Here is a 12,719-nt window from a genome sequence, read left to right on the forward strand (position 1 = left end):
GCAGGGTGATAGCCAATAAGCCCTGCCTCTTTCCCGGTGTTCGGCCCAAGGGCCAACACCGGGTTTTTTCTTTCTGGAGACCGGGTTTCCGTCATAGGTCACGCGCGGGCAAGTTGCTTCCGGCGGCAACTGTCTTATCTAACGACCTGATCCGATAATAGGGAAGCGATGATGGCAACTGTGATCTTCTTCCATTCCGTCTATGGTCTGCGCTCGCTTGAGCACGAGGCGGTCGAGCGTGTGCAGGCGGCCGGACACAAGGCTTTCGCGCCGGATCTCTATGACGGCCTGATCGCTCGGTCGATCGAAGAAGGGTTCGAATTCAAGGACGAGATCGGCTGGGCAACGATCTGCGAGCGCGCCGAATGGGCGCTGGCCGGGCTGCCGGCTCCGACCGTGCTGGCCGGCTTTTCGATGGGCGCCGCCGTCGCGGCCAGCCTCTGGCCCAAGCGGGAAAAGACCGCCGGCATCCTGTTCCTGCATGGGATTGCCTCCATCGCCGAAAATGCCCGCAAGGGTCTGCCCCTGCAGCTTCATCTGGCAGATCCCGATCCATTCGAACCGGAGGAAGACGTTGCCACCTGGCGGCAAGGCATCACCAAGTCCGGTGTCGCGGCAGAAATCTTTCGGTATCCGGGCGGCGGCCATCTATACACCGATGCCAGCCTGCCGGATTATAACGCCCAGGCCGCCGATCTCACCTGGAAACGTGTCATCGACTTCCTTGATGCCATCGACGCCAAGACTTGAAATGCCTGCATCTTCGCTCGCAGGACTTGAACTGAAGATGCCGCTCGCCTAATTATGAGCATCGTTGATACCAACAGGATGTGTGCAGCAATGGATTCCACCTCGACCGCAATGCCGTTCAGCCTTGCCATCGAGGACATTCTTGCTCATGCCCATATCCATCGTTCTATCCAATCTTTCGTGGTCCACGCCTGACGGCCGGCCGCTTCTTTCTCATCTCGATCTGAGCTTCGGCGCCGAGCGCACCGGCCTTGTCGGACGCAACGGCGTCGGCAAGACGACGCTGATCAAGCTGGTCTCCGGCGAGCTGCAGCCGCAATCCGGCAACATCTCGTTCAACGGTCGCTTGGGGATTTTGCGCCAGAGCGTGCAGGTGGAGGCGGACGAAACTGTCGCCGATCTCTTCGGTGCAAGCGAAGCGCTTACCGTCCTGAAGCGGGCGGAAGCCGGCGAGGCGACCAATGACGAGCTCGCCTCGGCCGACTGGACACTTGAGGCGCGCATTGCCGCAGCCCTTGACCGCATCGGGCTCGATGTCACCCCAGAAACGCCTCTCATGACGCTGTCGGGAGGACAGCGTACGCGCTGCGGACTTGCTGCCCTCATCGTCGACGATCCCGATTTCCTCATTCTCGACGAACCCACAAACAATCTCGATCGCGACGGTCGCGCAGCTGTCATCGATCTGCTTGCCGGTTGGAGGGCAGGCGCGATCGTCATCAGCCACGATCGCGAATTGCTCGACACCATGGATGCGATCGTCGAACTGACCCCGCTCGGTGCATCGCGCTACGGCGGTAATTGGACTCAATATCGCGAGCGCAAGGCGCTGGAGCTTTCCGCCGCCGAGCATGACTTTGCCGAGGCAGAGAAGCGTGTCGCCGAAGTGGAAAGAAGCGCCCAGGCGGCCGTCGAACGGCAGGCACGGCGAGACAAGGCGGGCCGGAAGATGGCGGCCAAGGGCGGTATTCCGCGCATCATGCTCGGCGGCTTGAAGGAGCGGGCTGAAACGACAAGCGCGGAGAATACGCGGCTCGCCGAACGCCGCCGCGCCCAGGCTCTGCGGGACGCCGCTGCCGCCCGCGAGAAGATCGAGATACTGCAGCCGCTGACCGTCAAGCTTCCGACATCAGGGCTGCCGTCAAACAGGATCGTCCTCAGGATGGAGGGCGTCACCGCTGGCTACGAGCCAGAACGGCCAATCCTGCGCGACTTCAATTTCATCATCACGGGGCCGGAACGCGTTGCCGTCACCGGGCCGAACGGCTCGGGCAAAACGACACTGCTGGCGCTGGTCTCCGGCGCGCTAAAACCCTGGAGCGGCACGGTGCGGGTCGTCCATTCCGCCTTGCTGGACCAAAGGGTCAGCCTTCTCGATCCATCGATTTCGATCCGCGACAATTTCCGGCGGATCAATCCGGATGCGGACGAAAATGCCTGCCGAGCCGCCCTGGCGCGCTTCATGTTCCGGGCTGATGCCGCGCTGCAGATCGTCTCCAGTCTGAGCGGCGGGCAGCTTCTGCGCGCCGGGCTTGCCTGCGTGCTCGGCGGCACGGTGCCGCCATCGCTGTTGATCCTCGATGAACCGACCAACCATCTCGACATCGATTCGATCGCGGCGGTCGAAGCTGGGCTGCGGGCCTATGACGGCGCGCTTCTGGTCGTCAGCCACGACGAGGTGTTTCTCGACAATATCGGCATAGAGAGACGGCTCGAACTGCCTGCTCGAGCCGTTTCGGATCGGTAAGTAGGCGCGTCAGGCGTGGCCGGCGCCGGCGATGCGATCGAGTTCGGCGATCGCATCCTCCGGCAGCTTTAGCTCGGCCGCCGCGATGTTCTCCCTGAGATGCGTAAGCGACGACGTACCTGGAATGAGCAGGATATTGGGGGCGCGCTGCAGCAGCCAGGCAAGAGCCACCTGCATGGGCGTCGCGTTCAGCCGGGCAGCGACATCGGAAAGCGCTGAGGACTGCAGCGGCGTGAGGCCGCCGAGCGGGAAGAAGGGCACATAGGCGATCCCGTCGCGCTCAAGCTCATCGACCAGCGCGTCATCCGCGCGCTGAGCCAGATTGTAGAGGTTCTGGACACAGACGATATCGGCAATCCTACGGCCTTCGGCGATCTGGCTGCGCGTGACATTGCTCAGCCCGATATGGCGCACCAGACCCTGCCGCTTGAGCTCGGCAAGGGCGGTCAGCGGAGCCTCGATGGAGCCCTCTGTCGGATGATGCGGGTTGATCATGACGCGGAGATTGACGACGTCGAGTACATCCAGCCCCAGATTGTTTAGATTGTCGTGCACCGCCTGCTTCAGCTCATCGGCGGAGAAGGCCGGGAGCCAGGAGGCATCCGCGCCGCGCCGTGCGCCGATTTTTGTGACGATGACGAGATCGTCGCGATAGGGATGGAGCGCTTCCCGGATCAGCCGGTTGGTCACATGCGGTCCGTAGAAGTCGCTGGTGTCGATATGGTCAACGCCCAAGCTGATGGCCTCGCGCAGAACCGCAAGCGCCGTCTTGTGGTCTTTTGGCGGGCCGAACACGCCAGGCCCTGCAAGCTGCATGGCGCCGTAGCCGAGCCGTTTGACCTTGAGGTTGCCGAGAGCGAAGCTTCCGGATTGATCGATGCTGGACATGGCTATCTCCTTTTCAAGATGAAGCAGAAATAGGCTCAGTCGCAGTGTATGATAACCGGGTGCAATGTGTACGGGCTGTGCGGAATTGCGAACAGTGAGCAGGAATCGAAAGCGAGTAGGCAAGCATCACTTCTGTTTCGGAGCAGGCTTGTCCTCGCTCTTCAAATAGCTGTCGAAGATCGCTTCCATGTTTTTCTGATAGGTCTTCTGCACTTCGAGGCCGCTGTCGAACATGGCGTTGAACATCTCGGTATAGGCCGTCATGTCGACGGCGGCGGCGGGCTTGGCCTTCGGCTCTTCCTTCGGCGGCTCTGACGGCATCGGGAAGTTCTTCATCATGTCCTGAAACGCCTTGGCGAAGGGATTGTCGAGGAAAGGATTGGTCGGCGCCGGCTTCTCGCGCTTGACCGAATCGGCGCCGAACATCAGCTCCATCGCCTGGGTGAAGGGATTGTCGAAGATGCTCGCCTGCGGCGTCGGCTGCTGCTTGGGCGCAAAGCCGATGCTCTGCAGCCAGCCCTGCATCATCTCGCCCATATCGGTGTTGAGGAAGGGATTGGCCATCTGCGGGATCTGGCCGCTGGTTTCCTTGAAGAGACCGCCCATCAGCGTATCGGCCATGGCGGGCAGCATGCGCTTGTAAATCTCCTGGCCGATGCCGGTCATCTGTGCGGCCTGGGCAGCGATCGCGCGAGAAACGTCCTTCGAGCCGAACAGCCGTCCGAGCACGGCATTGCCGTCGGCAATGCCCTCGGGCGTAAAGGCCTTGGTCATGTCCTCGAAATATTTGGCATAATTGCCGGACGAGATATCCCGCATCACGCCGACGAAATTATAGGGATCGGTGGCGCTGCGCTTGAAGCCGGAGGAAAAGGCCGGCATCAGCGCGGCCATGGCCTTCGCCGCCTGCTCCTGCGCCAGATTGAACTGCTTGGCCATGGCTTCCGTGGCGGCGCCATTCTGTGCCTGCATCATCATGTCGAAGAGTGGCAGCATCGAAGTCCCTTTCCCCGCTATGAGGCCGCTTCGGAATCAGGCGGCGCTTGATTCCGATAGTATAGCGGAAAAGGGAGGGCGCATACCGGTTTCTGCCGTGAAGTCGCCGGGCAGCGACGGCAGATAAGCGCCTATCAGTACTGATATTCCTCGAAGATCGGCTCGACCGACTGGTTCCAGCGGCCGTTGTAGAGCATCAAGAGATCGTCGGCGAGCGTGCCCTTCTTGGCGAGCACTTCGTCTAGCGGTGCGAGGAAGACGGTTTCATCCTGCCCGTCGCCATTCAAGCGATTGCGGTTCTTCAGGCCAAGGCGGGAAATGCCGACCACTTCGCGAGCGATGTCGAGGAGGCCATGGCCTTTGATCGCCGCCTTCAGGCCCTGTGCCGGTACGACGTTCCGCAGCGCATTGACCTCTTGGAAGTTCCAGTCCTTGGTCAGCTCGTCGGCGGCTGTCAGTGCCTCGTCGTCATAGAGCAGGCCGACCCAGAAGGCCGGCAGCGCACAGATGCGGCGCCAGGGGCCGCCGTCCGCGCCGCGCATCTCAAGGAAGCGCTTGAGGCGGACATCGGGGAACAGCGTCGAGAGATGGTTCGTCCAGTCGCCCATCGTCGGCTCCCAATCAGCGATCTCACCCTTCAGCGCACCGTCCATGAACTGGCGGAAGGTGACGTGCGTACAGTCGTGATAGCGGCCGTCGCGAACGACGAAATACATGGGCACGTCGAGCGCCCACTTCACATAGTCTTCGAAGCCGAAATCGTCTCGGAAGGTGAAATCGAGCAGGCCGCCGCGACGATTGTCGGTATCCTTCCAGATTTCGCCGCGCCAGGAGGAAAGCCCGTTCGGCTTGCCATCGGTGAAGGGAGAGGAGGCAAAGAGCGCCGTTGCCAGCGACTGCAGCTTCATCGACACGCGCATCTTGCGGCGCATGTCGGCTTCCGACGAGAAGTCCAGGTTCACCTGAATCGTGCAGGTGCGGTACATCATGTCGAGACCCTTGGTGCCGACCTTCGGCATGTAGCGGGTCATGATCTCGTAGCGCGATTTCGGCATGCGCGGCGTTTCGGCGAGCGTCCATTTCGGGCTGCCGCCGACGCCGAGGAAACGGATGCCCATCGGCTCGGCGATTTCGCGCACCGTCGCTAGATGGGCATTCGATTCTTTGCAGGTCTGGTGAATGGTTTCGAGCGGCGCGCCGGAAAGCTCGAACTGCCCGCCCGGCTCGATCGAGATGGCGCCCATGCCCGAGGGTTCGCCAAGCCCGATGATATTGTCGCCGTCCATGATCGGATCCCAGCCGCACTTTGCCTGCAGCCCCTTCAAGAGCGCGGAGATGCTGGCCTCGCCGAAATAGGGGACCGGGCTGTTGTCGGCGCGGAAGAACACGAATTTCTCATGCTCGGTGCCGATGCGGAATTTCTCCTTCGGCTTGTTGCCAGCAGCCAGATACGCTGTCATTTCCGAGACCGAGGAGAGCGGGGTCTGGTCGGTGGTATCGCGCGCCATGGTATTACCTTAGATCTCGGAGAAGAACCCGCGCCTGCCGCAGGTCAACAGGAGGGTGATTGACGCGGATTGACGTACGGTGCAAGTGAATTTCTTTCAAGGGTCGTTCAAAAAAATAGGATTTTATGTCTCGCAACTGCATCACACCGATGGCAGGCACAAGCATATTTGCACAAGCGTTCAAGACGTTTCGCTATTCACGCCGATAGTTTTGCTTCCACTGACATCAAGCGGAGCATATCGATGAACGGCCCGAACGCCCTTTACTATTCCATACTCACACTGCTGCTGGCTTCGGTGGTTATCATGGGCAGCCCAGGCCCGTCCACGATCAGCGCGACCGCAATGGGCGCGGCCTATGGTTTCCGGCGATCGCTGGCCTATGTCTCCGGTCTCATCGCAGGCACCGTGACGGTCTTGCTGGCCGTTGCCGCCGGCGTCGTTGCCTTTCTCTTGTCCGTGCCAAACGGCGCATTGCTGCTGACGATGATTTCCGCCGTCTATATCCTCTATCTCGCCTTCAAGATCGCCACCGCGCCGCCGCTGTCTCGCCGCGACGATCAGGTCGCGGCGCCTGCCTTTTCCGGTGGGTTCCTGCTGGCCGTCGCCAATCCCAAGGCCTATCTCGCGATCGCCGCCGTCTTTGCCGGTGTCAGCCTGTTTCAGGATCAGAGGCTGCTCGACGCCGCCGCCAAGATCGCGCTGCTCACGGCCATGATCGTCGCGATCCATATGGTCTGGCTTCTCGCTGGTGCTTCCCTAGCCCGTTTCCTTCAAGATCCGAAGATCTCACGGATCGTCAACATCTCGCTGGCGATGCTGCTGATCGTTGCGACCGTCGCCGCCGTCTTGGAGTGAAGGCTCAGTTCCAGTCGCCGATCGCCGCCTGGATCACCGCCATGGCGGCAACAGCCGCCGTATCGGCACGCAGGATGCGCGGGCCAAGCGGAATGGCTGTGACGAAATCGAGGCTGCGCAAGAGGGAGCGCTCTTCTTCCGAAAAACCGCCTTCGGGGCCGACCAGCAGCGCCAGATGCTTCTCCTTTACCTGCGTCAAAAGCGGCAGCGGATTTTGGCCGGCATCGCCCTCGTCGCAATAGATGATGCGGCGTTCGCGCGGCCAGCGGGCGAGCAGATCGGCAAGCTTCACAGGTTCGGCCACGTCGGGAATGCCGAGGATGCCGCATTGCTCCGCCGCCTCGATGACATTGGCCCTGACCTTGTCGAGGTTGGTGATCTTACCCTGCACATGCTGAGTCATGACCGGCTGCAAAAGGCCGGCGCCCATTTCGACCGCCTTCTGCACGAGATAATCCAGTCGCCCGACTTTCAGCGGCGCGAAAAGGTAGTGCAGGTCGGAGGAGGGCGGCTGCGGGCGTGTCTCCTCGACCGGCGTCAGCAGGATGCGCTTGCGGGTGGGGAAGGAGACACTGACTTTCCACTCCCCGTCGCGGCCGTTGAAGACAAGAAGTTCAGCACCATCCTCCATGCGCAGCACGTTGGCGAGATAGTTGAACTGATCCTGGTCAACCTCGATGGTGGTACCAGCCTTGATGTCTGACGTCACGTACAGCCGCTGCATGCGGAAATTGGCGCGCATGGATTACCCCCGGAATCAACTGGAACACTGAGATGGAGCGGCTCGAAGATCCGGCGAGAAGCCGAACCGCTCTAAATGAAGAGCGCGACCATAACCCAATATACGGCGGCGGCAAGCAGGGCAGCGACCGGCACGGTGATCGCCCAGGCGGCGATGATGGTCATGAAATGCGAGCGGCGCACGAGCCGGCGACGATGAACCTCATCGGGATTGCGCTCATCGGTGGCTTCCGGCTCGCTCCAGGGTATGCCCGCCGCCTCGGCCTTTTTACGCATATAATCAAATCGCCGCTTGGAACGGACGGTGGACCACTCGCGAAAGAAGCCGATGCCGAAGACCGCGCCAACGGTAATGTGGGTCGAGCTCACGGGGAAACCGAACCAGGCGGCGACGATGACGGTGAGGGCCGCAGACACGGCGACGCAATAGGCACGCATCGGATTGAGTTTGGTGATCTGTTCGCCAAGCAGGCGGATGAGTCGCGGCCCATAGAGCAGAACGCCAACGGAGATGCCGCAGCCGCCGATCATGACGACCCAGAAGGGCGCCTTCTGCGTGGTTGTCTCGGCCAGCACGGTGAGCGAGCCGCCAAGCCCGACATCGCGAACGATCGCAGCGAGCGGGCCGATGGCGTTGGCGACGTCGTTGGCGCCATGCGCAAAGGACATCAGGGCTGCCGAACAGATCAGCGGCAGTCGGAAAAGCTTGCGCAACGAGCTGTTCTTGTTTTCCAATCCCACCGATTGCGCCGCCACAAGCGGCCATGCGCCGAGCCACGCGATGATGCCGACACAGAGGCCGATCGCAAGATTGAGGATATTGGGTATCGTACCTTTGGGTTCGAGCTGGACCACGAGATAACCCGAGAAGGAGCCGGCCATCAGTCCGATCAGGATCGGAATCCAATATCTGGCGGCGGCAATCTTGTCGTCGCGATAGATGATGAAGGTCTCTATGAAGTAGAGGATGCTGGCCGCGATGGTGCCGCCAAGAAAGGGTGTTATCACCCAGCCGGCCGAGATGGCCGCCAGCGTGTTCCAGTTCACGAGTTCCGGGCCGACAGCGGCAAAGCCTGCACCCACGACGGCGCCGACGATCGTATGGGTAGTCGAGACGGGGGCTTTCAGCCAGGTGGCGAAATTGATCCAGAGTGCCGCGGCAAGCAGGGCCGCCATCATCAGCCAGGCAAGTTTGCCGATGCTGACGATGCGATTGGTATCGACGATATGGGTCGAGATCGTGTTGATGACGGGGCCGCCGGCAATCGTCGCGCCGAGGATCTCGAAGATGGCGGCCATGATGAGGGCCTGCGTCATGGTGATCGCGCGCGCACCGACCGCCGCGCCGACATTGTTGGCGACGTCCTTCGCGCCGATGTTCATGGCCATGTAGCCGGCAAGGGCTACGGCGGCAAAGATCAGCGTCGCGCGCGGCTGGTTGAAAACGTAGATGCCGGCGAAGACCATGGCGAGACCGAGGAAGATCAGGCCGATACCCGGCGCCACCAGACGCCTCGTGACGTGATGCGTCGCGTCCTCGACATAGGTGAATTTGTCGAGGTCCTTGTCGAGCGTCCTTTTTACAGGTGTGGCCGGTCGGTCGGGCATGCAATTCTCTGAATCAAAACTCTCGTATTGCGCTGACCGATAAGGCGCGCAATATCCACCAAGCATACTGGCACAGTTTTTTGTGAGTAATGTGGCTTATTCGGCCTGCGAAACCACCGGAGCGGCCGGCATCCGGCGCGCGAAGGCGAGAATGAGATCGTGCAGTTCCGGTTCGCGAACGCGTTCGGCTGCTTCCTCGCAGGAGACCCACTCCATGGAGCGCTCGCCCTTTTCCTTGAAGTTCTTGACGAGTTCGCTGACTTCGAGAGCGTAGACCTGTACGCGGCATGGCACCTGGATGCCGTCCTTCAGCACCTTGTCGTAGCCGAACGAGCCGAGCGGCTCAGTTTCCACCACGCCGCGCACGCCTGCCTCTTCATAGGCTTCGCGAGCAGCAACTTCATGGGAGAGCTTGTCGGGCATAGGCCATCCCTTGGGGATGACCCAGCGACCGGTGTCGCGGCTGGTCAGCAACAACATCTCAAGATGACCGGTTTTCTTTTTCACCCGATAACAAAGCGCAGCATATTGTTGTCGCGGCGGACGCCGAAACATGAGTTGCACATCATTTGCTATGCGGCTGAGAAAGGCCAATTGTCGGTTCACCTTTGAGAGTTGGAGTGAAGGCTGGAATCTATATTATCACGGTGCGGAAAAATTTTGCGCTCCATATAAGGCTATATGGTATTTCCCCACAAAATTATTGAGTGTTGCGTAGAGAAAAATGCAAAGATTTGTCTTCTGATATTCGCCAGCGATTGTGCTGAAAGCGACATTCAACAGCATTTTCGTGCCGCAGATGGCGCAATCGCATGGATGTGGCTGCTATCGTTTTGGAAAGAAAGAAAAACTTATTATGTCCGAACGCATCCCGCCTCGACGCCTGCCGCCCTTGAACGCGCTGCGTGCCTTCGATGCGGTTGCGCGCTGCGGCAGCATCCTGAAGGCAGCCGATGAGCTCGGCGTCGTGCGCGGGGCTATCAGGCAACAGCTGAACCTGCTGGAGGCACATTTTGGCGTACCCCTGTTCGATCGGGAGAATGGCAGGCTGGTGTTGACGGCGAAGGGCAGGACATTCGCGGATTCCGTTGGCGTCGCCTTTGGCATCCTCGCGCGGGCCTCCGCCGAACTTTCCGTTGGCGATCGGCGGTCAATTCGGCTCGGCGTTCCCTCGGCCTTTGCCGTCTGGTGGCTGATGCCGCGCGTCGCCGCGCTTCAGACGGCACTTCAGGATATCGACATCGACATCGTGCCGATGGCGACAGTCGAGCCGCTTGTCAAGCGCCCCGACCTGGAAGCGGTCATCATGGGCGGCGAATACCGGCCGATGCGAGATATCACCGCTATCCGCTTCATGGAGGATGAGTTCGGTCCCATCGCAACGCCCGATGTCGCCGATCGCCTCGGACTTGCCAACGGTGTTCCTGCGCTTGCCGGAGCCGTTGCCCTTGCAAGCCGTTCCGCCCCAACCCTGTGGGAGGATTGGTTTGCCGAAAGCGGTCATGTCCCCATCCGCTTTGCCGGCAATCGCGAATTCGAAGACCTGCTGCTTGCGATCGGCGCCGCCCGCTCGGGCCTCGGGGTCGCCATCGCCCCGCGCACCGCCATTGGCGAGGATTTCGATCGCGGTACTTTGGTCGCGCCATTCGGCTTCATCCGTAGGCCGGCGGGCTATAGCCTCAGCATTCGCAGCAGCGATGTGAAGGAGCCGGCGTTGGTACGATTGGCGGATTGGCTAAGCGAGGCGGGGGCCGCACCGGCTTAGCACAGCATCAAAGAAAGACGCTTCACATGGCAGATTTTCTGCCATGCAACGCAATGCAATGTCCATCGACACCTCCTTTGCGATCATGCCAGATCGCGGCATCGAACCAACCGGCAGGAGCGCATCATGGATCAGCCTTCTTCTCTTTCGCGTATCGACTGGGTGGCGCGCAGCTGCCGTCTGCTGGCGGCCACAACAGCGGAATTTCGTGACACAAAACCCTTTGCCGGCCTCACAATCGGCACCGGCATTCACCTCGAGCCGAAGACCGTTGCGCTGCTGATGACGCTGCGTGCCGGCGGCGCGGATCTCGTCTGCACCGGCAATCTCAACAGCACCCAGCCGGAAACGGTGGACTATCTGCGCGCTCAGGGCATCAAGGTCTTTGCGACACAGACCCGCGATGCGGAGGAGCATGGTGCGAGCCTCGACGCAATCCTGGCGGAAAAGCCGGACCTGCTGCTCGACAATGGCGGCGATCTCTTCGCTCGCGCGGCCGACAGGCCCTATGCCAATCTGCTTGGCGGCACCGAGGAAACCACATCCGGCCGCACCCGGCTGATGCCGATGCGCGACAAGCTCAACATGCCGATCCTCGTCATCAACGACAGCCCGATTAAGCAGTTCGCCGAAAACCGGCATGCTGTCGGGCAAAGCCTGTTCGAGAGCTATCTGCGCTTCACCAACCGCTCTACCAATGGCAAATGTGTGACCGTCTTCGGCTACGGCGCTTGTGGCAAGGGCACGGCGGCGTGCTTCCGCAACGCATTCGCCACCGTCAGCGTCGTCGATATCGATCCGGTTACGACGCTTGAAGCACATCTCGACGGCTTCACGACGCCGCTGCGTGAATCGGCGATCCGCTCTGCCGATATCCTGATCACCGTGACAGGCTATCCAGACATCATCACGGTTGCCGATCTGCCCTTGATCAAGGACGGCGCGATCCTGATGAACGGCGGCCACTTCCCGCATGAGATCGACGTCGAAGGCTTCCGCGACAGTCCCGATGTCATCGGCGTCGATCGCTACGAAGCTGAGCAGATCGAGACCGTCCGCATGCGAGATGGCCGTGCCTTCCACATTCTCGGCGGCGGCCACATGGCCAATCTGGCCGGCCCGCGTCCGCTGGGGAATACTGTCGAATCCATGGATCTCGGCTTTGCCCTGCAGGCGCGATGCCTGGAGCGGGTCGCCAGGGGCAGCCTCGGCAAGGAAGCCTGCGTCATCCCCGTTCCCACTGACATCGATGCCCTGGTCGCTTCCGCCTATCTCAACCTGGCGCGATAGGCATCAGGCTCCGGACAGCGCCTGCGGCAGCAATCGGTCGTAGAGTGCCGCCATTTCGCCGCCGAAGCAGCAGAAAATGATCTCATCGAAGGCACCATCCTCGCTTTCGGCAAGGGTAGCGCGGATCGCGATCGCCGCCGCCGGCTCGGCGGGAAAGCGATAGACGCCGGTGGAAATGGCAGGAAAGGCGATGGTCTTCAGATCGTGTTGCCGGGCAAGGTTGAGGCTGTTGCGATAGCAGTCGGCAAGCAGCTTCTCTTCGCCATGGTTTCCGCCATTCCAGACGGGGCCGACCGTATGGATCACATGCGTTGCAGGCAGGCGATATCCGCCGGTCATCTTTGCCTGGCCGGTCTTGCAGCCGTTCAGCGTCCGGCATTCCGCCAGGAGATCCGGCCCGGCGGCGCGATGGATCGCCCCGTCCACGCCACCGCCGCCGAGCAGGCTACTATTGGCCGCATTGACGATGGCATCGACCGAAAGCCTGGTGATATCGCCAAGCATCACGGTAAGGCGTGTCTTCGAGTTGAGATCAAGATCGGAACGGATGCTCTCGGGCGCGGACATG

The 12,719-nt window shown here is 61.1% G+C and carries 12 protein-coding genes; 5 read left to right on the plus strand and 7 right to left on the minus strand.

What is annotated here, in order from left to right:
* The first annotated feature begins 171 nt into the window (after positions 1-171).
* Both I8E17_RS01800 and I8E17_RS01805 read left to right on the plus strand, forming a co-directional pair.
* The gene (locus tag I8E17_RS01800; protein WP_069612362.1) at positions 172-750 is read left to right on the plus strand and encodes a dienelactone hydrolase family protein; all 579 of its coding nucleotides are present in this window, start codon (positions 172-174) and stop codon (positions 748-750) included.
* A gap of 148 nt (positions 751-898) precedes the next feature.
* Positions 899-2,497: an ABC-F family ATP-binding cassette domain-containing protein gene (locus tag I8E17_RS01805; RefSeq protein WP_069612363.1), complete on the plus strand. Its 1,599-nt coding sequence runs from the start codon at positions 899-901 to the stop codon at positions 2,495-2,497.
* 9 nt (positions 2,498-2,506) lie between these two features.
* On the opposite strand, the gene I8E17_RS01810 is transcribed toward I8E17_RS01805, so the two are convergent.
* From I8E17_RS01810 to I8E17_RS01820, 3 genes are all read right to left on the minus strand, one after another.
* Positions 2,507-3,385, minus strand: coding sequence for an aldo/keto reductase family oxidoreductase (locus I8E17_RS01810; protein ID WP_069612364.1), 879 nt, complete (start codon positions 3,383-3,385; stop codon positions 2,507-2,509).
* A 126-nt stretch (positions 3,386-3,511) separates the two neighbouring features.
* Positions 3,512-4,381: a DUF937 domain-containing protein gene (locus I8E17_RS01815; RefSeq protein ID WP_069612365.1), complete on the minus strand. Its 870-nt coding sequence runs from the start codon at positions 4,379-4,381 to the stop codon at positions 3,512-3,514.
* Between the two features lie 134 nt (positions 4,382-4,515).
* The gene (locus tag I8E17_RS01820) at positions 4,516-5,889 is read right to left on the minus strand and encodes a glutamate--cysteine ligase (protein WP_069612366.1); all 1,374 of its coding nucleotides are present in this window, start codon (positions 5,887-5,889) and stop codon (positions 4,516-4,518) included.
* 243 nt (positions 5,890-6,132) lie between these two features.
* Between I8E17_RS01820 and I8E17_RS01825 the strand changes: the two genes are divergently transcribed.
* On the plus strand, positions 6,133-6,747 hold the full coding sequence (locus I8E17_RS01825; protein WP_069612367.1) for a LysE family translocator: 615 nt from the start codon (positions 6,133-6,135) through the stop codon (positions 6,745-6,747).
* Between the two features lie 4 nt (positions 6,748-6,751).
* On the opposite strand, the gene I8E17_RS01830 is transcribed toward I8E17_RS01825, so the two are convergent.
* From I8E17_RS01830 to I8E17_RS01840, 3 genes are all read right to left on the minus strand, one after another.
* Entirely contained in the window at positions 6,752-7,489 is a 738-nt protein-coding gene (locus I8E17_RS01830; protein ID WP_069612368.1) for a 16S rRNA (uracil(1498)-N(3))-methyltransferase, read from the minus strand.
* A 71-nt stretch (positions 7,490-7,560) separates the two neighbouring features.
* The gene (locus I8E17_RS01835; RefSeq protein WP_069612369.1) at positions 7,561-9,096 is read right to left on the minus strand and encodes an inorganic phosphate transporter; all 1,536 of its coding nucleotides are present in this window, start codon (positions 9,094-9,096) and stop codon (positions 7,561-7,563) included.
* A 96-nt stretch (positions 9,097-9,192) separates the two neighbouring features.
* Positions 9,193-9,690, minus strand: coding sequence for an NUDIX hydrolase (locus tag I8E17_RS01840; protein WP_113367238.1), 498 nt, complete (start codon positions 9,688-9,690; stop codon positions 9,193-9,195).
* 262 nt (positions 9,691-9,952) lie between these two features.
* On the opposite strand from I8E17_RS01840, the gene I8E17_RS01845 reads away from it, so the two are divergent.
* Together I8E17_RS01845 and I8E17_RS01850 are read left to right on the plus strand one after the other, a co-directional pair.
* Positions 9,953-10,861 (plus strand): LysR substrate-binding domain-containing protein, encoded by a 909-nt coding sequence (locus tag I8E17_RS01845; RefSeq protein WP_069612453.1) that lies wholly within the window; start codon positions 9,953-9,955, stop codon positions 10,859-10,861.
* Between the two features lie 126 nt (positions 10,862-10,987).
* Positions 10,988-12,151: an adenosylhomocysteinase gene (locus I8E17_RS01850; protein WP_069612370.1), complete on the plus strand. Its 1,164-nt coding sequence runs from the start codon at positions 10,988-10,990 to the stop codon at positions 12,149-12,151.
* Positions 12,152-12,154: 3 nt separating this feature from the next.
* Here the strand turns inward: I8E17_RS01850 and I8E17_RS01855 are convergent, their stop codons facing one another.
* Complete coding sequence (locus I8E17_RS01855) at positions 12,155-12,718, minus strand: O-acetyl-ADP-ribose deacetylase (protein ID WP_069612371.1); 564 nt, start codon at positions 12,716-12,718, stop codon at positions 12,155-12,157.
* Between the last annotated feature and the right edge of the window lies 1 nt (position 12,719).

This window comes from Rhizobium sp. AB2/73 (assembly GCF_020871915.1).
Classification (GTDB): Bacteria; Pseudomonadota; Alphaproteobacteria; order Rhizobiales; family Rhizobiaceae; genus Rhizobium; species Rhizobium dioscoreae.